Here is a 22354-nt window from a genome sequence, read left to right on the forward strand (position 1 = left end):
TTTGTGGCGGGCCCCACGGCCCCCCTCGCCGGCCCGCGGGCCCCCACAGGCCCGGCGGCGCGCCACCCCCCTGGGGGCGCCGGCTGCCCGGCGATAGGGCCGGACCTGCCTGCATCAAGCTGTAACCCCACGCACGGGCAGCGGATACACCTGAGCAAAAAACACGTTCCCGGTCTGGTCCACACGCTTTTTCAGCCGCTCGTTGAACGCCCGGCTCACGGCATACTGCCCGCCGGAAATGGTGCGGAACTGCGCCGTCAGCACAAACCCGTTCAAGTCCATGCGGTCCACCCCGAACACCTGCAGTGGCCCCTGCAGGTTGATGCGCAGCATCGGGTCGTCGCTGATCGACTGCCCCACCTCATGGATCAACGCCAGCGATTCATCCACATCGCTGTCATAGGTGAACTGCACCGAGAAGAACGCATAGGCGAATTGCCGTGACTGGTTGGTGACCGCCTTGATCTGCCCGAACGGTACCGAATGCACGAAGCCCTTACCATCACGCAGGCGCAAGGTGCGGATGGTCAGGCTTTCGACGGTGCCGGCGTGGCCGGAGTCGAGCACTACCCAGTCGCCGATCGAGATGGTGTCCTCGATCAGGATGAACAGCCCGGTGATCACATCCTGTACCAGTTGCTGCGAGCCAAAACCGATGGCCAGGCCGATCACCCCGGCACCGGCCAGCAGGGGCGCGACGTTGATGCCCAGGTTGGCCATGGTGGTGATGGTGCAGATGACCACCAGGATGACTTTGATGGCGTTGCGCAGCATGGGCAGGATGGTCCGCACCCGGGTACTGGGCTGGCGCGCGGCGCGCCGGCCGGCTGGAGGTTTGAGGGCCTCCTGGATGGCGGTGTCGAGCACCACCCACAGCAGCCAGGTTACCAGCAGGATCAGGCCGATGCTCGACAGCGAGTTGCTGATGGCCTGCCCCAGGCTGTTGCTCAACGCGAAGCCGATCACCGAGACGCCCCAGATGCGCCCCAGCAGCTCGATGAAGGCCACCGCCATGGCAATGCGCAGCAGTGCGTGGGCGAGGCTGCGCAGCAGCTCCTTGTAGGGCCGCACCCGTTGCCCGGGGTCGGCTTCGCGCGGTGCCAGCAGGTGTTGCAGCAAGGTGCTGAGAAACACCGTGCTGACCAGCAATACTGTAGTCAGTAGTGCGTTCTGCAGGGCCTTCTGGCTTTCTTCGCCGGCACCGATCAGGTGGATGGCCGAGACCAGGATCATCAGCAGGATCGGCAAGTACCACACCACCGAAAAGATCCGCAGGGTTTCCTGGACGGCGCGGTGTTGCACGCGGTCCTTGAAGGCGCGGTTACGGATCAGGTGCGCCACCGGGCGGCGCAGGCGGATCACCAGGCTGGCAAAGATGATCGTGGCGGCAAGGCCGGTGAACACTGCGACGCTGGCAGTGATGTTGCCGCCCAGCTGGCGGGCGATCTGCGGGCTGGTCAAGGCATCGCTCCAGGCCGCCAGGAAGCCGATGAGAAACAGCGGTCGCGGCGCCAGGCGCTTGATCACGGCCACGGCGGGGCGCTTGTGGCCGGCATCGAACACGGTGACCAGGCACAGGATGATCGAGGTGGAGAACAGGCCGCTGCTGGTGGCGTAGGCCAGGCTCAGCCCCAGTGCGCGAGCGATCGATGGGTCGAGAAAACGGCTGACGTAAAGCGTCAACGGCAGGCTGGCCAGCGCGGGCAAGGTATACGGCAGCAGGTAGCCGAGCAGGCTGCTGGCGCGTTGCCGCTGGCGCAGCCAGGGTGTGGCGGTGGCGCGCTTGCTGCACCAGCGGCCGAGGCTGGTCAGCACGGCGAAGCTCGCCGCCCAGGTCAGCGTCAGCAGGATGAAGTTGCCAGCCAGTTGCAGCGAATCACTGGCTGAGTGGCGATCGACCAGGCGTTCCATTTCCTTGGCGGCGCGGTCGGTGCGCAGGCGCCAGGCGTCGACCAGATGGGCGTCGAGGTCCAGCTCCTGGGCCGCGCTGTCCAGGCCGTCGGCCAGGGCGCCGAGCAAGCCACCTTGCAGGACCGGTTCCGGTTCGGCGGGTTGTTCGTCGGCGGGGGCGGGGTCTGCGGCGAGCAGGTGGGTGCTCAGCAGGCAGCCGAGCAGCAGGGTGGAGAGGTAGCGCAGCACTGGAGTACTCCTTGGGCCGGGATGAGCGGTGCAGGGTTACTCAAGGAACTGAGGGGTGATGGGGGTAAAAAGTTCGATGCGGTGTGTTGTCGGCGCGGGCCCCATCGCCGGCAAGCCGGCTCCCACTGGGCCCGAGCAACGCCCGGGCCTGTGGTCATCCAGTGGGAGCCGGCTTGCCGGCGATAGGGCCGGTACTGCCTGGATCGATTACTGGCCGGTATAGATCTGGTCGAACACGCCACCGTCATTGAAGTGGGTTTTCTGTACGGTGCGCCAGTCACCAAAGGTCTTCTCAACCGACAGGAAGTCGACTTTCGGGAAGCGGTCGGTGTACTTGGCCAGCACGGTTGCATCGCGCGGGCGCAGGTAGTTCTGCGCGGCGATTTCCTGGGCTGCCGGCGACCACAGGTACTTCAGGTATTCCTCGGCCACGGCCTGGGTGCCCTTCTTGGCCACGACCTTGTCGACCACGCTCACCGGCGGCTCGGCTTCGGCCGATACACTTGGGTAGATCACTTCGAACTGGTCGCGGCCGAACTCGCGGGCGATCATCTCGGCTTCGTTCTCGAACGTTACCAGCACGTCGCCAATCTGGTTGGTCATGAAGGTGGTGGTGGCGGCGCGGCCACCGGTATCCAGCACCGGTGCCTGCTTGAACAGCTTGCCGACGAAATCACGGGCCTTGTTCTCGTCACCGCCTTGCTTGAGCACATAGCCCCATGCCGAGAGGTAGGTATAGCGGCCGTTACCCGAGGTTTTCGGGTTGGGCACGATCACCTGCACGCCCTCCTTGAGCAAGTCCGGCCAGTCCTTCAGCGCCTTGGGGTTGCCCTTGCGCACGATGAACACCGTGGCCGAGGTGAACGGCGCACTGTTGTTCGGCAGGCGCGTCACCCAGTTGTCCGGCACCAGCTTGCCGTTGTCGGCCAGGGCGTTGATGTCGGTGGCCATGTTCATGGTGATGACATCGGCCGGCAGGCCATCGATCACCGCACGCGCTTGCTTGCTCGAACCGCCGAAGGACATCTGCACGTTGACCTTCTCGTTGTGTTCGGTTTCCCAGTGCTTCTGGAACGCCGAGTTGTAGTCCTTGTAGAAGTCGCGCATCACATCGTAGGAAACGTTGAGCAGGGTCGGGGCGGCTTGGGCGAGGTTGCCCAGGGCAAGGCCTGCGGCGAGCAGCGAGGCGCTGAAGAGTTTTTTCACGATGCTTCCTTGTTCTTGAACAGTTATGGGCAGAGTGCCAGCGACTATAGCGGGTGCCCTGCAGCTGTTTAAAGAACAAAAAACGCTTTGGTTATTCCCGCTTGGGAAACAGCGCATTGCCACAACGCGAGCAGAAGGCCGCGCCGTGTTCGTGGCTGTTTTTGCGGCAGGTTGGGCAGTCATGCTGCAACTGTTCCCCGCGCATGGCGTTGGCCAGCTCTGCGGTGAAAATCCCGGTGGGCACGGCGATGATCGAGTAACCGGTGATCATCACCAGCGACGACAGCACCTGGCCGAGCGGGGTCTTCGGCACGATATCGCCAAAGCCCACCGTGGTCAGGGTGACGATCGCCCAGTAGATGCCTTTGGGAATGCTGGTAAACCCGTGCTCCGGGCCTTCGATGACGTACATCAAGGTGCCGAACACGGTCACCAGGGTGGATACGGTGACCAGAAAGACGATGATCTTCTGCTTGCTGCCGCGCAGCGCCGCCATCAGGTAGTTGGCCTGCTTGAGGTACTGGCCGAGCTTGAGCACGCGGAAGATTCGCAGCATGCGGATGACACGGATGATCAGCAGGTACTGCGCGTCGCTGTAGTAAATGGCGATGACCCCCGGGACGATCGCCAGCAGGTCGACCAGGCCGTAAAAGCTGAAGGCGTAACGCAGCGGCTTTGGCGAGCAGTACAGGCGTGTCAGGTATTCGGCCAGGAAAATTGCGGTGAAGCCCCACTCGATCCCGGCCAGAAGGCCTGCGTAGCCCTGGTGCACCGCGTCGATGCTGTCGAGGATCACCGTGACCAGGCTGGCCAGGATGATCAGCAGCAGGGTCTTGTCGAAGCGGCGGCCGGCTACGGTGTCGGTCTGGAAGACGATGATGTAGAGCCTTTCGCGCAGGCTCGCTGGGTTGTTCATGGGCTCGGTCCACAGGGCGATGGGCTGAGCCTAGGGGCTGGCTTTCAGCTGTGCAAGCGGCTTGCGTCGCCGCGCTGATTGAGCGACGCCAGATGATTGCCAAAGTGCATCAGCCAGCAGGCTACCACGAAGGGTGCGGTCAGCCCGGCGACAGGCAGCAGTTTGAACAGCGGCTGCAGCACAAGCGCCAGAGCGATGGCCAGCAGGGTGACCCATGGCCGTTCGCCTTGCCGGCTGAACGCCAGCGCCGCCAGCGCCGCGTTGAACCCGTACAGCCCCATCCAGGCAGCCTGTGTCTGCTCAGCCAGCAACGCCACGCCGCCGCCGATGGCCGAGCCGATCACGGCCCACATGGCCGCATAGGGGTTGGCAATGAACATGCCGACGATAATCAGCAGCCCGGCCAATGGATTATCAAGCAGGAAAATCTGGCCGACACCGCGCGCCAGGGCGTACAGCGGGTCTGGCTCGGCAAACATGGCAGTCGAGGGTGCAGCGATCAGCAGGGTGCCCCAGCCCAGTAGCACGAACGGCGCGGTATAAGCGATCAGCAACTTGCCGCCGCGCTTGCGCCATTGGTGGGTGATGATGCTGGACAGGCCGCCGGCCGCGATGATCAGCGGCGGCATGATTGCCGACCACGGCAGCACCGCGCTGACCAGGATGCCGATCAGTACGCCGTTGTAGCAGTACAGCCCGGCCTGGCGGTCGGCGCGGTCGTAGCCGCGGCGCTGGGCCGTCAGCAAGCCGGCGAGGGCACCGAGCAGGGCGCCGCCGACCAGGTTGGGAGCGGTCAGCAGGATGGCCAGCAGGCAGCACAGGCCGCACAGGGGGTTGCGCAGCAGCAGCACCTGGCTGAAACCGTTGAGCAGCGCCGTGGCCCAGTCGGGGCACGGGTTGACGAAATTTTTGCTGTACATGGGCAGTCGGTAAGGTTGATTGATGAGCGGTGGGCCTCTTTGGGCCTCGGTTTTCCGCAGGGTTTTGTAATGGGTACAAGGTGAGGGCTTTTGCCCTCCATTCGCTGGCAAGCCAGCTCCCACAGGTACAGCGGCGCTTTCAAGAGCAGCAGAGTACCGGTGGGAGCCGGCTTGCCGGCGAAAGGGGCGCAGAGCGCCCCCAACAATCTCAGACCAAGGTCTCGATCCGCAGCGTATTAGTCGAACCCGGCTTGCCGAAAGGCACGCCGGCGGTGATCAGCAGCGTGTCGCCACGGCTGGCCATGCCTTGTGCCTGGGCGATCTCCAGCGCGGTCGAGCAGATTTCGTCGACCTGGCGCAGGCGGTCGTTGACCACCGAGTGCACGCCCCAGGCCACGCTCAGGCGGCGGGCGGTGATCAGGTTTGGCGTCAGGTTGAGGATCGGTGCGCGTGGCCGCTCGCGTGCAGCGCGCAGGGTCGAGGCGCCCGACTCGCTGTAGTTGACCAGCACGGCTACCGGCAGAATGCCGCTGATACGGCGGATCGCGCAACTGATGGCGTCCGACACGGTGGCCTCGGCCTTCGGCCGGCCAACGTCGAGCTGGGCCTGGTAGTCCGGGCCGTTTTCCACCTGGCGGATGATCTTGCTCATCATCTGCACGGCTTCCAGCGGGTAGTCACCCGAGGCCGTTTCGGCCGACAGCATCACCGCATCGGCGCCTTCGGCCACGGCGTTGGCCACGTCGGTGACTTCGGCCCGGGTCGGTGCCGGCGAGAAGCGCATCGACTCGAGCATCTGCGTGGCGACCACTACCGGTTTACCCAGCTGGCGGCACGTGCCGATGATACTTTTCTGAATGTGCGGCACGCTCTCGGCCGGTACTTCCACGCCCAGGTCGCCACGCGCCACCATGATGGCGTCGGACAGCTCGGCGATGGCCTGCAGCTGCTCGACCGCCGATGGCTTCTCGATCTTGGCCATCAGGTAGGCGCGGTCGCCGATCAGCTGGCGCGCCTCAAGGATGTCTTCCGGGCGCTGCACGAACGACAGTGCCACCCAGTCCACACCCAGCTCCAGGCCGAAGGCCAGGTCGCGGCGGTCCTTTTCGGTGAGCGGGGAGAGGTCCAGCACCGCTTGCGGCACGTTGACGCCCTTGCGGTCGGACAACTCACCGCCGTTCAGCACGGTGGTATCGATAGCGTCGGCGTGCTTGGCGGTCACCCGCAGGCGCAGGCGGCCGTCGTCCACCAGCAGGTCCATGCCGGGCTGCAGCGCGGCGATGATTTCCGGGTGGGGCAGGTTGACCCGCTCGTTGTTGCCGGGCGTCGCGTCCAGGTCCAGGCGCAGTGACTGGCCGCGCTGCAGTTGCACCTTGCCTTCGGCCAGGCGGCCAACGCGCAGTTTCGGCCCCTGCAGGTCCATCAGAATGCCCAGCGGGTAATTCAGCTGCTGCTCGACTTCGCGGATCCACTGGTAGCGCAGGGCGTGGTCGGCGTGTTCGCCGTGGCTGAAGTTGAGGCGGAAGATGTTCACCCCGGCTTCGACCAGCTGGCGGATGTCATCGATGCCATTGATCGCAGGGCCGAGGGTGGCGAGGATTTTGACTTTTTTATCAGGCGTCATGATTGTGCAGTCTCGAGGATCAGGATGGCGCGGAAGTCGTTGACGTTGGTGCGGGTCGGTTCGGTGACGATCAGCGCATCGAGTGCGGCGAAGTAGCCGTAGCCGTTGTTGTTGTCCAGCTCATCGCTGGCCGACAGGCCCAGGGCTTCGGCGCGGGCGTAGCTGCAGGGCGTCATGAAGGCGCCGGCGTTCTCTTCCGAGCCGTCGATGCCGTCGGTGTCACCGGCCAGGGCATACACGCCCGGCAGGCCCTTGAGGCTTTCGGTGAGGCTGAGCAAAAACTCGGCGTTGCGCCCGCCACGGCCATTGCCGCGCACGGTGACGGTGGTTTCGCCGCCAGACAGGATTACGCAAGGCGCCTTGAGCGGCTGGCCGTGCAGGACGATCTGCCGGGCGATGCCGGCATGCACTTTGGCCACTTCGCGCGATTCGCCTTCCAGGTCGCCGAGGATCAGCGGGCTGAAGCCGGCCTGGCGGGCTTTTACCGCGGCGGCCTCGAGCGATTGCTGGGGCTTGGCGATCAGCTGGAAATGGCTGCGGGCCAGGGCCGGGTCGTCGGCCTTGACGGTTTCCGAGGCCGGGTTGTTGAGCCAGTCGATGACCGCCCTGGGCGCTTCGATGTTGTAGCGCTTGAGGATCGCCAGGGCGTCAGCCGAGGTGCTCGGGTCGGCCACGGTGGGGCCGGAGGCGATGACTGTGGCCAGGTCGCCAGGCACATCGGAAATGGCATAGGTGTAGACGGTGGCCGGCCAGCAGGCCTTGGCCAGGCGGCCGCCCTTGATCGCCGAGAGGTGCTTGCGCACGCAGTTTATCTCGCCGATGGTGGCGCCGGACTTGAGCAGCGCCTTGTTGATGTGTTGCTTGTCGGCCAGGGTCAGGCCTTCGGCTGGCAACGCCAGCAGGGCGGAACCACCGCCGGAAAGCAGGAAGATGACGCGGTCGTCTTCGTTGAGGTTGCTGACCAGTTCCAGCACGCGCTTGGCCACGGCCAGCCCGGCGGCATCAGGGACCGGGTGGGCGGCTTCGACCACTTCGATCTTCTGGCAGTTGGCGCCATGACCGTAACGGGTGACCACCAGCCCGGAGACTTCGCCCTGCCAGCTTTTTTCGACCACTTCGGCCATGGCGGCTGCGGCCTTGCCGGCGCCGATGACGATGACCCGGCCGCTACGGTCGGCGGGCAGGTAGGGTTCGAGGACTTGGCGTGGGTGGGCGGCGGCGATGGCTGTGTCGAACAGGTCGCGGAGAAGTTTTTGCGGATCGACCGACATGGCAGGCTCCCAATTATTGTTGTTCTGCAGAATCGAAAACGCCCCTGGAACTGCCTCCGTGCAGGCCGAACCAGGGGCGGGTGTTGCTCGGTGCGGGGGCTGCGCAACAGCCCCCGAATTCAGCTTATTTGCCTTCGCCGCGGATCGAGAAGTTGGCCATGTGTTCCAGGCCTTTGATCAGCGCCGAGTGGTCCCAGTTGCCGCCGCCCAGTGCCACGCAGGTGCTGAACACTTGCTGGGCGTTGGAGGTGTTGGGCAGGTTGATGCCCAGTTCCTTGGCGCCTTGCAGGGCCAGGTTGAGGTCCTTCTGGTGCAGGTTGATGCGGAAGCCTGGGTCGAAGGTGCCTTTGATCATGCGTTCGGCATGCACTTCGAGGATTTTCGACGAAGCGAAGCCGCCCATCAGTGCTTCACGGACCTTGGCTGGGTCGGCGCCGTTCTTGGCGGCGAACAGCAGGGCTTCACTGACGGCCTGGATGTTCAGGGCGACGATGATCTGGTTGGCCACCTTGGCAGTCTGGCCGTCGCCGTTGCCGCCGACGCGGGTGATGTTCTTGCCCATGGCTTCGAACAGCGGCAGGGCGCGCTCGAAGGCTTTCGGGCAGCCACCGACCATGATGCTCAGGGTCGCGGCCTTGGCACCGACTTCGCCGCCGGACACCGGGGCGTCCAGGTAGGCGGCGCCAGTGGCCTTGATCTTCTCGGCGAAGGCCTTGGTGGCGGTCGGCGAGATCGAGCTCATGTCGATCACCACCTTGTTCGGGCCGACACCTTCGGCCACGCCGTTTTCGCCGAACAGGACGCTTTCGACCTGCGGGGTGTCCGGGACCATGATGATGATGAACTCGGCTTCCTGGGCAACCTCTTTCGGGTTGGCCAGGGCCACTGCGCCAGCGGCGATCAGGTCTGCCGGGGCGGCGTCGTGGTGGGTGGAAACGAAGATGCTGTGACCTGCTTTTTGCAGGTTCTGGGCCATGGGTTTGCCCATGATGCCGGTGCCGAGGAAACCGATTTTAGCCATGAGAATTTGCCTCTTTGTAATTATTGAATCTCAAGTGCAACCCGGACCTTGTGGGAGCGGGCTTGCCCGCGAAAGCGGCTGTGAAGCCACTACTGCATTCGCGGGCAAGCCCGCTCCCACAGGTTCGATGTTCTAGCCTTTAGATTGCGTTATGGGTTTTCAGCCAGCCCAGACCGGCTTCGGTCGTGGTCAGCGGCTTGTACTCCGCGCCAATCCAGCCCTGGTAACCGATGCGGTCCAGGTGCTCGAACAGGAAGCGGTAGTTGATCTCGCCGGTACCCGGTTCGTTGCGGCCCGGGTTGTCGGCCAGCTGGATGTGGTTGATCAGCTGCAGGTTGGCTTCCATGGTGCGCGCCAGGTCACCTTCCATGATCTGCATGTGGTAGATGTCGTACTGCAGGAACAGGTTGTCACTGCCGACTTCGGCCTGGATTTCCAGCGCCTGTTGGGTGGTGTTCAGGTAGAAGCCTGGGATGTCGCGGGTGTTGATCATTTCCATGACCAGGCGGATCCCTGCGGCTTTCAATTTTTCGGCGGCAAACTTTAGGTTGTCGACGAAGGTCTTGCGTACGTCGGCGCACTGCAAGCCTTGCGGCCGGATGCCGGCCAGGGCGTTGACCTGGGTGTTGCCCAGCACCTTGGCGTATTCGATGGCCTTGTCGACACCGGCGCGGAACTCTTCCACGCGGTCGGGGTGGCAGGTGATGCCACGCTCGCCTTTGGCCCAGTCGCCGGCCGGCAGGTTGAACAGCACCTGGGTCAGGCCGTGCGCATCGAGCTGCTGTTTGATTTCAGCCGCGCTGAAGTCATACGGGAAGAGGTATTCGACGCCGCTGAAACCAGCATCGGCGGCAGCCTTGAAGCGGGCCAGGAAGTCCTGTTCGGTGAACAGCATGGACAGGTTGGCAGCGAAGCGAGGCATGAGTTGTCTCCTTGCGTTGAAGGCCCCCAGGGCGTGCCTGGGGGCGTCAGGCGATCAGTCCAGCAGCGAGATGGCGGTTGGCGCGTCGTTACCGACCAGGGCCAGGTCTTCGAACTCGTTGACCGCGTTGATCTCGGTGCCCATGGAAATGTTGGTCACACGCTCGAGAATCACTTCGACCACCACCGGCACGCGGAACTCTTCGGCCATTTTCTGTGCCTTGAGCAGGGCAGGCGCGATCTGGCCTGGCTCGAACACGCGGATGGCCTTACAGCCCAGGCCTTCGACCACGGCGACGTGGTCGACACCGTAGGTGGCGGCGTCGGTGGAGTTGATGTTCTCGAACGCCAGTTGTACACAGTAATCCATGTCGAAGCCACGCTGCGCCTGGCGGATCAGGCCCAGGTAGGCGTTGTTCACCAGTACATGGACATACGGCAGGTTGAACTGCGCGCCCACGGCCAGCTCTTCGATCATGAACTGGAAGTCGTAGTCACCCGACAGTGCGACGACCTTGCGTTTCGGGTCGGCCTTGACCACACCCAGCGCTGCAGGGATGGTCCAGCCCAGCGGGCCGGCCTGGCCGCAGTTGATCCAGTGACGTGGCTTGTACACGTGCAGGAACTGCGCACCGGCGATCTGCGACAGGCCGATGGTGCTGACGTAGGTGGTGTCCTTGCCGAACACTTGGTTCATTTCTTCGTACACACGCTGCGGCTTGACCGGCACGTTGTCGAAGTGGGTCTTGCGCTGCAGGCTCGACTTGCGTTCCTGGCAGTCTTGCAGCCACGCCTTGCGGCACTTCAGTTTGCCGGCGGCTTTCCACTCGCGGGCCACTTCGAGGAACACGTCCAGCGCCTTGCCAGCGTCCGAAACGATACCCAGGTCCGGGGTGAACACGCGGCCGATCTGGGTCGGTTCGATGTCGACGTGCACGAACTTGCGGCCTTCGGTGTAGACATCTACCGAACCGGTGTGGCGGTTGGCCCAGCGGTTACCGATACCGAACACCAGGTCGGATTTCAGCAGGGTGGCGTTGCCATAGCGGTGCGAAGTCTGCAGGCCGACCATGCCGACCATCAGTTCATGGTCGTCCGGGATGGTGCCCCAGCCCATCAGGGTCGGGATAACCGGTACGCCGGTCAGTTCGGCGAACTCGACCAGCTTGTCGCTGGCGTCGGCGTTGATGATGCCGCCACCGGCCACCAGCAGTGGGCGCTCGGCGTCGTTGAGCAGGGCCAGGGCTTTTTCAGCCTGCACGCGGGTAGCGGACGGCTTGTTGACGGCCAGCGGCTCGTAGGCGTCGATGTCGAATTCGATTTCGGCCATCTGCACGTCGAATGGCAGGTCGATCAGCACAGGGCCTGGGCGGCCGGTGCGCATTTCATAGAAGGCCTTCTGGAAGGCGTAAGGCACCTGGCCTGGCTCCAGAACGGTGGTCGCCCACTTGGTCACCGGCTTGACGATGCTGGTGATATCGACCGCCTGGAAGTCTTCCTTGTGCAGGCGTGCACGCGGGGCCTGGCCGGTGATGCAGAGAATCGGGATGGAGTCGGCCGATGCACTGTACAGGCCGGTGACCATGTCGGTGCCGGCTGGGCCGGAGGTGCCGATGCACACGCCGATGTTGCCCGGGTTGGCGCGGGTGTAACCCTCGGCCATGTGCGAGGCGCCTTCAACGTGACGAGCGAGGACGTGATCGATGCCACCGACTTTCTTCAGGGCCGAGTACAACGGGTTGATGGCAGCCCCTGGGATGCCGAACGCGGTATCTACACCTTCACGGCGCATGACCAGAACGGCTGCATCGATTGCTCTCATTTTGCTCATGGGTTGTGCCTCATCGATTTTGTAATTGTATACAACTTGCTTTGTGCCAGAGTGTATTCACGCCTGGCGGTTCAGGTCAATGGGTTTTCATCGGGGGAGGTTGCTTTCGTCCGAGCGCCCAGGAAAACGGCGATTTGCGTCATCGCATACGATCGTTTCAATTTATTGTATACAAAAGTGATTTCAGTTGTGTTCTATTTGGTTGATCGATTTTCAACTGCCCTCAGGGCTTCTCACAACAAGAAGAGGACCTTTCCATGAACGTTTTGAACCTCAAAGTCGCTGTCAGCCTGGTAAACGCCGCACTGGCGGCAGGCCGCAAGATCAATGCAGCGCCGTTGACCGTGGTGGTGCTGGATGCCGGTGGGCATGTGCTGGCTTTGCAGCGCGAAGATGGCGCCAGCCTGATCCGCCCTGAAGTGGCCACAGGCAAGGCCTGGGGGGCGATTGCCCTGGGCAAGGGCTCGCGGCTGCTGGCGCTGGATGCGCAGCAGCGGCCGGCGTTTTTCGCGGCGTTGAATGGTTTGGGTGAACGGCCGGTGGTGCCAGCGCCGGGTGGCGTGCTGGTTCGCGATCAGGACGGTAAAGTGCTGGGTGCGGTGGGGATCAGCGGGGATACGTCGGATATCGACGAGCAGTGTGCGATCAGTGCGATCGAAGAAGTGGGGTTGAAGGCGGATGCGGGTGTAGCGGCCTAAATCTCTATAGGTTGTATTGGCCTCATCGCCGGCAAGCCGGCTCCCACAGGTACACCACCGCTACCAGATAGTGTGGAGTACCTGTGGCAGCTGGCTTGCCGGCGATTGGGCTGCAGAGCAGCCCCTTGGGCCCTGTCAGGCGGCCTCGGGCTCACAGCCCTTGAGCACAAGCCGAATGATGGTCTCGGCTGCTGCTTCATAATCACTGTCGGCCAGCTTGGCCTTGCCGGTGATCACGGAAATCTGCCAGTCGAAATCCGCATAGGTCTGGGTCGCCGCCCAGATGCTGAACATCAGATGGTGCGCATCGACTTTGGCAATTTGCCCGCGCTCGATCCAGCGCTGGATGCATTCGATGTTGTGGCGTGCCTGCTCGTTGAGCTGCTCCACCTGGTTGGGCGAAAGGTGCGGTGCGCCGTGCATGATCTCGCTGGCGAAAACCTTGGAGGCATGGGGCAAGTCGCGCGAGATGCGGATTTTCGAGCGGATGTACGCACTCAATACTTCTTTGGGGTCACCGTCGGCATTGAACGGCGTCGACGCCTGCATGATCGGCGCGATGATGCTCTCCAGGACCTCGCGGTAGAGGTTGTCCTTGGATTTGAAGTAGTAGTACACGTTGGGCTTGGGCAGGCCGGCCTTGGCCGCGATATCGCTGGTCTTGGTGGCGGCGAAGCCCTTGTCGGCGAATTCCTCGCTGGCCGCGCGCAGGATCAGTTCCTTGTTGCGCTCGCGAATGGTGCTCATGGTCAGGGATCTTCCTCGTGTCTGGCCACCTCTAAGAGGGATCGGGCATGGTAGCACCGGGCCCGAGGGGCGCTCAAGGCAGCGACTTTCGGCTAGACTCCGGCCCACTCACTTCACGGGAAACAGGCAAACATGGCAGGAAGCAGTCTACTGGTACTGATCGACGACATCGCCACGGTGCTCGATGACGTTTCGCTGATGACCAAGGTCGCGGCGAAGAAAACCGCGGGCGTGCTGGGCGACGACCTGGCGCTCAATGCCCAGCAGGTAACCGGCGTGCGTGCCGAGCGTGAGATCCCGGTGGTGTGGGCGGTAGCCAAGGGCTCGTTCGTCAACAAGGCGATCCTGGTGCCAGCGGCGCTGCTGATCAGCGCGTTCATCCCCTGGGCAGTGACCCCGTTGCTGATGATCGGTGGCGCATACCTGTGTTTCGAGGGCTTTGAAAAGCTCGCGCACAAGTTCCTGCATAGCAAGAAGGAAGACGCCGAGCAGCACAGTTCGCACAGTGAGGCGGTGGCAGACCCGAACGTTGACCTGGTGGCTTATGAGAAAACCAAGATCAAGGGCGCGGTGCGCACCGACTTTATCCTCTCGGCCGAAATCATCGCCATTACCTTGGGCACGGTAGCCGACGCGCCGCTGACCCAGCAGATCATCGTGCTGTCGGGCATCGCCGTTGTCATGACCGTGGGTGTCTACGGGCTGGTAGGCGGTATCGTCAAGCTCGATGACCTGGGCTTGTGGATGACCCAGAAGGCTTCCAGGGTGGCCCAAGCGGTGGGTAACGGCATCCTGCGGGCCGCGCCGTACATGATGAAGAGCCTGTCGGTGATCGGCACTGCGGCGATGTTTTTGGTCGGTGGCGGGATTCTGGTGCACGGGGTTGCGCCGCTGCATCATGCCATCGAGGCGTTCAGTGAAGGGCGGGGCGGGGCGTTGACCGGGGCGTTGCTCAACGGCGGTGTGGGGATTGTTGCGGGTGCTGCGGTGCTCGCTATCGTAGCGCTGGCCGGCAAGCTGTGGCGGGCGGTAAAGCCAGCCACCTGATGCGTATGGCCGGGGCAAGCCCCGGATCGCCGGCAAGCCGGCTCCCACAGGTACCCCACCTAGCTTAGGCGCGGCGCTGTCTCTGTAGGAGCCGGCTTGCCGGCGATGGGCTGCAGAGCAGCCCCGCTATCAGAAATGAACCTTGACCAGCAAGCTCGCCGTGTTCTGGTCGGTGGTGAACCCGTCGGAATCCTTGATACCGTACTTGTTCTTCCAGTAGTCATACTCGAAACCCACGTACAGCTGCTTGTCACCCAGGTGCAACGCCTTGCCCAGGTCATATTTGACCTGCGGGTTGAAGTGCAGGTTGGCGTGGTATTCGCCACGGCGGTTCTCGTCGTTGTCGACCACCCAGTCCATGAAACCGTCGATGAGGATGTCGGACGAGCCTACAGGGATGGTGTAGGACCACACCGGGGTGATCTGCCAGACATTGTCACCTGCGCGGCTGCCATCGGTAGTGCGCTGGTAGAAGTTCAGCTGGAAGTAGTCGAAGCCTGGGATATCCAGGTCGAAGCCCGGGCCGATCAGGTAGGACTCGGTATCACCTTCGCCGAACTCGTAGGTCATCGCCAGCAGCACGTCCTTGACCGGGCCGAAGGCCAGCTTCTGGTCGAAGATCTTGCCGAACGACAAGCGCGGGCTGATTTCGCCGTAATAGGTGTTGTCGCCGTTACCGGCGTCCTTCTTGCCGTTGTAGAAAATCTTGTCGACGAAGATGAAGTTGTCGCCGTACTTCCAGCCATCGGCGTGCTCGAAGGTCACGGTTTGCTGGATTGCCGGGTTGACCTTGAAGTTCTTGCCCCACAGGTAGGTCAGGCTGTTGTTCTGCCACTGCAGCAGGTCGTCGGCATAGGTGGTGCCGCAGGCCAGCAGGCCGCCCGCGAGAATCAGGCTGTTGATGGTACGCATTGCAGATGTCGCTCCCTTGATTGATCTGTTGTCAGCGCTCGGTGGTGGCGCTGTTTTTGTCTTTTGAGTCAGCTTTTTTCGATAGGCCACAGCTATTTGGCAAGAGCTGCGCCAACTTTCCCGGGTTAGCTACAACCTTCCTGCTCGACTCGTTCCGAACGGTTGAAAATGGGTATTTCAGGCTGGCAACACGTTGGCTAACCGCCCGAATTCATTGACTGAGCGGTCAGCAAACGCGGGCAGGATCCGTCCTGCCCTGATCGAGGGGGCGCGCAGATTACTGGCTTGCGCGCCGGGCCTCAAGTGCTCCGTCCTGAAGCACAGTGAATCAAACTTGGGCGTTTGATCAAGTTTTCAGAAATGCACCTTGATCAGTGCACTGGCAACGCTCTGGTTGCTCTCCAGGTTGCCGCGGCTGTCGATGCCATATTTGTCCTTCCAGTAGCTGTATTCGAAGCCGACATACAGCTGCTTGGCGCCCAGGTTAAGCGCCTTGCCCAGGTCGTATTTGACCTGCGGGTTGAAGTGCAGGTTGGCGTGGTAGGTGCCGCGGCGGTTCTGGTCGTTGTCGGGTACCCAGTCCATGTAGCCGTCGATCAGAATGTCCGATCGGCCGACGGGGATGGTATAGGACCAGCCGGGCGTGATCTGCCAGACGTTGTCACCGGGGCGGCCGCCCTCGGTGTTGCGCACGTAGAAGTTCAGGGTGAAATAGTTGAAGCCGGGAATGTCCAGGTCGAAGCCGGGGCCGATCAGGTAGGCCTCGTTGTCGCCTTCGCCGCGCTCGTAGGTCATGGCCAGCAACACGTCCTTGACCGGGCCGAAGGCCAGCTTCTGGTCGAAGATCTTGCCGAACGACAGGCGCGGGCTGAATTCACCGTAGTAGGTGGTCACGCCTTTGCTGGCGTCGGGCTTGCCGTTGTAGAAGATCTTGTCGACGAACAGGAAGGTGTCGCCGTACTTCCATTTGTTGGCGTGCTCGAACGTGATGGTCTGCTGGATATCAGGGTTGACCTTGAAGTCCTTGCCGTACAGATAGGTCAGGCTTTCGCCATGCCACAGCAGCCATTCGCCTGCGTGCGCGGGGAGGGTGGCCAGCAGGCTGCTGCCCAGCAACAGGCTTGATGCGATGCGCTTCATGTTGTGATTCCCGGACTTATTGTTTTTGTTGGCGGTGTTTTCGGCGCGCAGGCGCCCCGGGCAGCCCATTCCGGCGGGCCGACGGCACAGCGGTTGTTGCGAAAGACGAGAAAGGGCGGCATTGCGCCGCCCTGCAACTCAATGCTGGTGGCAGGCGTCGTTATGCGCCGCGCGATCAGCGCCACCGAGGATGTTGAACAGCACATTCAGCACCAAGGCACTGACCGTGGCCATGGCGATGCCACTGTGGGTGATGGGTTCCATCCACTGCGGCATCTGCGCGAAGAACTCCGGGCGCACCACAGGGATCAGGCCGAAGCCCACACTGACCGCAACCAGCAGCTGGTTGCGACGGTCGCCGATGTCCGCTTCCTGGAGGATCTTGATCCCGGTGGCGGTGACCATGCCGAACATGGCGATGGACGCGCCGCCCAGTACCGCAGGCGGGATCGAGGCAATCAGGAAGGCGGCCTTGGGCAGCAGGCTGAGCAGGATCAGCAGCCCGCCAGCCACGATGGTGACGAAGCGGCAACGTACCCCGGTCATCTGCACCAGGCCGATGTTCTGCGCAAAGGAGGAGTGGGTGAAGGTGTTGAAGAACCCGGCAATGAACGACGCACCGGCGTCGCACAGCAGGCCACGGCGAAGCATGCCAGGGGTGACTTCACGATCGGTCACCTTGCCCAGGGCGAGGAACATGCCGGTGGACTCGACGAAGATGATCACCACCACCAGGCACATCGACAGGATCGGTGCCAGGCTGAAGGTCGGCATGCCGAAGTGCAGTGGGGTGACCACTTGCAGCCACGGTGCTTCGTTCAGGCCGGACAGGTCAACCATGCCGATGGAGCCCGCCAGGATGTAGCCCAGGCCCATGCCCACCAGCACCGACACGTTGACCCAGAAGCCACGCATGAAGCGGTTGATCAGCAGGATCACGGCCAGCACCAGGCCCGCCACCATCAGGTAGATCGGCGAGCCGAAGGCTTCTGCCTCATGGCCGCCACCGGCCCAGTTGACCGCAACCGGGAACAGCGAGAGGCCGATCGAGGTAATGACGGTGCCGGTGACCAGCGGTGGGAAGAAGCGTACGACCTTGGACATGAACGGCGCGATCAGCATGCCGAAGAACCCGGCGGCGATGGTCGCCCCGAAGATCCCCTGCAGGCCCACGCCAGGCATGCCAGCCATGGCCACCATGCTGCCGACGGCAGCGAAACTGGCGCCCATCATCACCGGCATGCGGATCCCTACCGGGCCGATACCGAACGACTGGATGATGGTGGCGACGCCTGCGACCAGCAGGTCGGCGTTGATCAGGAAAGCGACTTCTTCACGGGACAATCCGGCAGCCTGGCCAATGATCAAAGGCACGGCAATCGCCCCTCCGTACATCAGCAGAACGTGTTGCAGGCCAACCAGGATCAGTTGGAACAGGGGCAGAGGCTCTCGCGGCGGCGCAACAGGAATGTACGCCTTGCGTGACTCGGACATGCAGCACCTCGAGTTTTGTTTTTATTCTCGGATCCAAGCGCCAGGCGATTGGCCTGGGCGCTCGATGCTTGCTTGTTGCGTATTGCTTGTAATTCGGGCCGGCAGTGCCGGCCCTGTTTGCGGCGCAAGGCCGCCCCTGCCAGGGCGCGCGGACGCCCGGCAGGAGAGGTGTATCAGTTGACTTGAGCGCCTTTGGCGATCCAGTCACCGACGAGCTTGCGCTCTTCGGCGGTCATCTGGGTGATGTTGCCCAGCGGCATGATCTGGCTGGCAACCGCTTGCGCCTGAATGCGCGCGGCCTGGGCCTGGATCTGCTGCGGGGTGTCGAACATCACGCCGGCAGGTGCGGCGCTGAACAGTGGGCTGGTCGGTTTGGACGAGTGGCACACGGTGCAGCGTTCCTGGATGACAGTGTGGATCTTGTCGAAGGCATCGCCGCCTGCCTGGGCAGTGGCCTGGGCCGGAGCCTCGGTTGCCGCTGGGGCTTGAGCTGCCTTGGCAGCGTCCTCGGCGCGCTGCTCGGCAGCGGTCTTGCCACCCACGGCGGTCGCCGGCAGTGGTTGGTACTCAACCTTCGCCGCCGCCTGCTCAGGTGCAACAGCCATCGGCTTGGGGCCGGTGACGTAAGCCAGGCAGATCATCGCCAGGGCACCGACAGGCAGGGTCCAGGCGTACTTGGCGCTGTCGTGGCGGGTGTTGAAGTAGTGGCGGATCAGTACCGCAGCTACAGCAATGCCGGCCAGGATCAGCCAGTTGTACTGGCTACCGTAGGTGCTCGGGAAGTGGTTGCTGATCATGATGAACAGCACCGGCAGGGTGAAGTAGTTGTTGTGACGCGAACGCAGCAGGCCCTTGGCCGGCAGGCGTGGGTCGGGGGTGGTGTTGGCTTCGATCGCGGCTACCAGCTGGCGCTGGGCAGGCATGATGATGCGGAACACGTTACCGACCATGATGGTGCCGATGATGGCGCCGGTGTGCAGGTACGCGCCACGGCCGCTGAACACTTGGCTGAAGCCCCAGCACGCGGCGATGATCAGTACGAACAGCACGCCGCCAAGCAGCGCCGGGCGTTTGCCCAATGGCGAATCGCAGAGCAGGTCGTAGATGAACCAGCCGGCCACCAGCGAACCGATACCGATGGCCACGCCCTCGGCACCGCTCAGGGTGCTGCCAGGGGCCAGCAGGTACAGGGTCGGGTTCCAGTAGAACACCACGCACAGCAGCGCGATACCAGACATCCAGGTGAAGTAGGCTTCCCATTTGAACCAGTGCAGGTTCTCGGGCATCTTCGGCGGCGCCAGCTTGTACTTCTCGAGGTGGTAGATACCACCGCCGTGGATGGCCCAGAGGTCACCCGACAGCCCGTCACGCGGATTGCTCCGGTTCAGGTTGTTTTCCAGCCAGACGAAGTAGAACGATGCACCGATCCAGGCGACCCCGGTGATCATGTGAACCCAGCGAATGCTCAGGTTCAGCCATTCGTGAAGGTGTGCTTCCACAGTATGTACCTCTGCCAGTCACCAAACGATGACCGACCTTTTCTTATTGGTGGGGATTGAGGATCAGCATCTGTTCCTCGGTGAAGTAATGCTCATCGCAGTTGTTGCCAGAACCACTGCGATCAACCACCAGGAAATCATCCCGCTTTTCGATCGTAAGCACCGGGTGGTGCCAAACGCCGCGATGGTAATTGACGCCCTGCCTGCCATTACTGCGGAAGGCACGGACCAAGCCTGATACAGGTGCATCGCCAACCGGCGCGACCACGATCAGAAAGGGGTTGCCGAGCAGCGGGATGAAAGCCTGGCTGCCCAGCGGATGGCGTTCCAGCATGCGCACGGTCAGCGGCATGTCCTGCGCGTCGGCGCGGAAGATGCTGATGATCGCGTTGTCTTCAGGCTCGGCGGTCTCGACCGTGGCGAGCTTGTGAAAGCGCATGGTCGAGCCATTGTTGATCATGAAGTGGTCACTGCCATCGGTTTCGATAACGTCACCGAAGGCGGCGAAGGCTTCTTTGGTCAGGGGCTCGATCATCAGGGTGCGCATGCGGTTATCTCTTCTATGTTCGTTATTCTGGATAAGGCTCTTTCGTTGCTGTGGCGATTACAGCTGCAGCAAGCGGAACAGGGCGATCAGGTTGATCTGCGCCAGGGCTTCCTTGAACTCGGCATCCGCGTCGTTGTGAATGCGTTTTTCGAAAGCGGCGAGGATCTGGTGCCGGTTGCTGCCCTTGACCGCCATGATGAACGGGAACTGGAATTTGGCCTTGTAGGCATCGTTCAGCTCGGTGAACCGGGCGAACTCTTCGGCAATGCACTGGTGGATACCGGCGCCGGCCTGCTCGTTGGTGCTCGATTCGGTCAGCTCGCCCTGCACGGCGGCTTTGCCAGCCAGGTCCGGGTGAGCGTTGATCAGGGCCAGCTGGTCTGCTTGGTTGGCGCTGAGCAGGATGTCGCTCATGCGCTGGTGCAGCGCCTCGATCTCGTCCAGCTCGCCCAGTTGACCGAGGTCATAGGCTTTTTCGGCGACCCACGGCGAGTGCTCGTAGATGTCAGCGAAGGCCTTGACGAAGGCGTCACGGTCCAGGGTCGATGGCTTGAGGGTCTTGAAGGCGGTCATCAGGCGTTCTCTTTCTTGTACGGGTGGGTGGCGTGCCAGTGGCGGGCGATGTCCGCACGACGGGCGAACCAGACCTGGTCGTGGCTCTTGGCGTAGTCGACGAAGCGCTTCAGCGCGGCCAGGCGCGCCGGGCGGCCGACCAGGCGGCAGTGCAGGCCGATGGAGAGCATTTTCGGTGCCTCGGCGCCTTCTTCGTACAGCACGTCGAAGGCGTCTTTGAGGTACTGGAAGAACTGCTCGCCGCAGTTGAAGCCCTGCACCTGGGTGAAGCGCATGTCGTTGGTGTCGAGGGTGTACGGGATCACCAGGTGCGGTTTGCCGGTCGGGTTGTTCGGCTCCCAGTAGGGCAGGTCGTCGTCGTAGGTGTCGCTGTCATAGAGGAAGCCGCCTTCCTCCATGACCAGGCGGCGGGTGTTCGGGCCGGTGCGGCCGGTGTACCAGCCTACCGGGCGCTCGCCGGTCAGTTCGGTGAGGATGCGGATGGCCTCGAGCATATGCTCGCGCTCCTGGGCCTCGTCCATGTTCTGGTAGTCGATCCAGCGGTAGCCGTGGCTGCAGATCTCATGGCCGGCTTCGACCATGGCGCGAATCACATCCGGGTGGCGCTGTGCGGCCATGGCCACGGCGAACACGGTGAGGGGGACGCCGCTGTCCTTGAACAGCTTGAGCAGGCGCCACACACCGGCGCGGCTGCCGTATTCGTACAGCGACTCCATGCTCATGTTGCGCTGGCCCTGCAGCGGCTGGGCGGCGACCATCTCGGACAGGAACGCTTCGGACTCTTTGTCACCGTGCAGGATGTTGCGCTCGCCACCTTCCTCGTAATTCAGCACGAAGGACAGCGCGATGCGAGCGTTGCCCGGCCATTGCGGGTGAGGAGGGTTGTTGCCGTAACCGATCAGGTCGCGAGGGTAGTCAGCGCTCACTGCAGTCTTCCTTCTTGTGCGTTTGTGCGGGGGTGGGCGGGCCGCGTCGGGATGTCGCACCACCGGATGGGCTGATTGTATACAACTTCTGAAATCTTTTGTAAGCCTGTTTTTCCGCATTTCTTCCCTTTTGTCGCCTGAGAATCGGTTGCAAGAAACCTGCCTAGTTGGTCAGTTAATGCGACGAGGGTCTGCACAGGGCCTGATTTGGCGGCAACGTGCATCGATTGCAGGGCCGCGACAGATGGGCTTAAAAAATTGTGTACAATCCTGAGCTGAAATGTCTTAATAACGCCATTCCCGCCCATCGCAGGCCCTTTGCCGTGCCGATGGCTGTGTATTTTTTGCCCACAGATTGAACAAGAGGCGACAAGCAATGGGACGTTTGACTACACACGTACTGGATGCTGCTCACGGCTGCCCGGGCAGCTCGATCAAAGTCGAGCTGTACCGTGTCGAAGGCCAGCAGCTGGAGCTGGTGAACACTGCCCTGACCAACAGCGATGGCCGCGTCGACGCGCCGCTGCTGCAGGGCGATGACTACCGTACCGGCGTTTACCAGCTGCAGTTCAGTGCTGGCGCCTACTACCGTGCTCGCGGCGTACAGCTGCCCGACACGGCGTTTCTGGATGTTGTTGTGCTGCGCTTTGGCATCGACGAGAAGCAGGAGCACTACCACGTGCCCCTGCTGATCTCGCCGTACAGCTATTCGACCTATCGCGGGAGCTAGTTGGTCGCTAGAAGAATCTTCGTAGGTCCTTGGCCCGCTCTCACACTGGCGGGCTTTTTTTCGTCTGCTCTTTTTGTGTTGCCTGTGCTGGCCCTATCGCCGGGGAGGCCGGGCCCACCGGGTCCGCCGCGGCGGGGGTCAGTGGGGGGGCCGGGGGGGCGGCGGGAGGGGCCCTAAAGGCCCCACAAAAGA

Annotated in this window: 20 protein-coding genes; 3 read left to right on the plus strand and 17 right to left on the minus strand. The window is 62.7% G+C overall.

The window, feature by feature from the left end:
* Window positions 1-114: 114 nt before the first annotated feature.
* The 9 genes from ACNQPL_RS25690 to gcl form a co-directional block, all read right to left on the minus strand.
* Window positions 115-2139, minus strand: a complete 2025-nt coding sequence (locus ACNQPL_RS25690; RefSeq protein WP_416468285.1) for a mechanosensitive ion channel family protein — start codon at window positions 2137-2139, stop codon at window positions 115-117.
* Between the two features lie 207 nt (window positions 2140-2346).
* Complete coding sequence (locus ACNQPL_RS25695) at window positions 2347-3345, minus strand: sulfate ABC transporter substrate-binding protein (RefSeq protein WP_416468287.1); 999 nt, start codon at window positions 3343-3345, stop codon at window positions 2347-2349.
* Window positions 3346-3436: 91 nt separating this feature from the next.
* Complete coding sequence (locus ACNQPL_RS25700; protein ID WP_258713983.1) at window positions 3437-4261, minus strand: ion transporter; 825 nt, start codon at window positions 4259-4261, stop codon at window positions 3437-3439.
* A gap of 44 nt (window positions 4262-4305) precedes the next feature.
* Window positions 4306-5181, minus strand: a complete 876-nt coding sequence (locus ACNQPL_RS25705; RefSeq protein ID WP_346614035.1) for an urea transporter — start codon at window positions 5179-5181, stop codon at window positions 4306-4308.
* Between the two features lie 208 nt (window positions 5182-5389).
* On the minus strand, window positions 5390-6805 hold the full coding sequence (gene pyk / locus ACNQPL_RS25710; protein WP_346614036.1) for a pyruvate kinase: 1416 nt from the start codon (window positions 6803-6805) through the stop codon (window positions 5390-5392).
* Window positions 6802-8076 (minus strand): glycerate kinase type-2 family protein, encoded by a 1275-nt coding sequence (locus ACNQPL_RS25715; protein ID WP_416468289.1) that lies wholly within the window; start codon window positions 8074-8076, stop codon window positions 6802-6804. The genes pyk and ACNQPL_RS25715 overlap by 4 nt, the downstream gene beginning before the upstream one ends.
* Before the next feature lie 124 nt (window positions 8077-8200).
* On the minus strand, window positions 8201-9097 hold the full coding sequence (locus tag ACNQPL_RS25720) for a 2-hydroxy-3-oxopropionate reductase (protein ID WP_387527779.1): 897 nt from the start codon (window positions 9095-9097) through the stop codon (window positions 8201-8203).
* Window positions 9098-9236: 139 nt separating this feature from the next.
* Window positions 9237-10019 carry a hydroxypyruvate isomerase gene (hyi, locus tag ACNQPL_RS25725; RefSeq protein WP_346614039.1) on the minus strand — a complete coding sequence of 261 codons (783 nt, stop codon included), beginning with the start codon at window positions 10017-10019 and terminating at the stop codon, window positions 9237-9239.
* A gap of 54 nt (window positions 10020-10073) precedes the next feature.
* Complete coding sequence (gene gcl, locus ACNQPL_RS25730; protein WP_346614040.1) at window positions 10074-11849, minus strand: glyoxylate carboligase; 1776 nt, start codon at window positions 11847-11849, stop codon at window positions 10074-10076.
* A gap of 257 nt (window positions 11850-12106) precedes the next feature.
* On the opposite strand from gcl, the gene ACNQPL_RS25735 reads away from it, so the two are divergent.
* Window positions 12107-12547: a GlcG/HbpS family heme-binding protein gene (locus tag ACNQPL_RS25735; RefSeq protein ID WP_346614041.1), complete on the plus strand. Its 441-nt coding sequence runs from the start codon at window positions 12107-12109 to the stop codon at window positions 12545-12547.
* Window positions 12548-12682: 135 nt separating this feature from the next.
* Here ACNQPL_RS25735 and ACNQPL_RS25740 read toward each other — a convergent pair whose 3' ends face one another.
* On the minus strand, window positions 12683-13294 hold the full coding sequence (locus ACNQPL_RS25740) for a TetR/AcrR family transcriptional regulator (RefSeq protein WP_346614042.1): 612 nt from the start codon (window positions 13292-13294) through the stop codon (window positions 12683-12685).
* A 132-nt stretch (window positions 13295-13426) separates the two neighbouring features.
* Between ACNQPL_RS25740 and ACNQPL_RS25745 the strand changes: the two genes are divergently transcribed.
* Complete coding sequence (locus ACNQPL_RS25745; protein WP_416468291.1) at window positions 13427-14341, plus strand: DUF808 domain-containing protein; 915 nt, start codon at window positions 13427-13429, stop codon at window positions 14339-14341.
* Between the two features lie 129 nt (window positions 14342-14470).
* Here ACNQPL_RS25745 and ACNQPL_RS25750 read toward each other — a convergent pair whose 3' ends face one another.
* From ACNQPL_RS25750 to puuE, 7 genes are all read right to left on the minus strand, one after another.
* Window positions 14471-15253, minus strand: coding sequence for an outer membrane protein OmpK (locus tag ACNQPL_RS25750; protein ID WP_416468292.1), 783 nt, complete (start codon window positions 15251-15253; stop codon window positions 14471-14473).
* A 354-nt stretch (window positions 15254-15607) separates the two neighbouring features.
* On the minus strand, window positions 15608-16393 hold the full coding sequence (locus tag ACNQPL_RS25755) for an outer membrane protein OmpK (RefSeq protein WP_346614045.1): 786 nt from the start codon (window positions 16391-16393) through the stop codon (window positions 15608-15610).
* A gap of 138 nt (window positions 16394-16531) precedes the next feature.
* Window positions 16532-17887: a nucleobase:cation symporter-2 family protein gene (locus ACNQPL_RS25760; RefSeq protein WP_346614046.1), complete on the minus strand. Its 1356-nt coding sequence runs from the start codon at window positions 17885-17887 to the stop codon at window positions 16532-16534.
* Window positions 17888-18060: 173 nt separating this feature from the next.
* Complete coding sequence (locus ACNQPL_RS25765) at window positions 18061-19386, minus strand: urate hydroxylase PuuD (RefSeq protein WP_387527795.1); 1326 nt, start codon at window positions 19384-19386, stop codon at window positions 18061-18063.
* 43 nt (window positions 19387-19429) lie between these two features.
* A complete protein-coding gene (locus ACNQPL_RS25770; protein WP_346614048.1) occupies window positions 19430-19933 on the minus strand; it encodes an ureidoglycolate lyase in 504 nt (167 codons plus the stop codon).
* Window positions 19934-19990: 57 nt separating this feature from the next.
* Window positions 19991-20506, minus strand: a complete 516-nt coding sequence (gene uraD / locus ACNQPL_RS25775) for a 2-oxo-4-hydroxy-4-carboxy-5-ureidoimidazoline decarboxylase (protein ID WP_416468295.1) — start codon at window positions 20504-20506, stop codon at window positions 19991-19993.
* The gene (gene puuE / locus ACNQPL_RS25780) at window positions 20506-21432 is read right to left on the minus strand and encodes an allantoinase PuuE (RefSeq protein WP_346614050.1); all 927 of its coding nucleotides are present in this window, start codon (window positions 21430-21432) and stop codon (window positions 20506-20508) included. Before puuE ends, uraD begins: the two co-directional genes overlap by 1 nt.
* A 376-nt stretch (window positions 21433-21808) precedes the next feature.
* Between puuE and uraH the strand changes: the two genes are divergently transcribed.
* Entirely contained in the window at window positions 21809-22162 is a 354-nt protein-coding gene (gene uraH, locus ACNQPL_RS25785; RefSeq protein WP_054884130.1) for a hydroxyisourate hydrolase, read from the plus strand.
* Window positions 22163-22354: the final 192 nt, after the last annotated feature.

This window comes from Pseudomonas sp. LFS044, from assembly GCF_047978245.1.
GTDB lineage: Bacteria > Pseudomonadota > Gammaproteobacteria > Pseudomonadales > Pseudomonadaceae > Aquipseudomonas.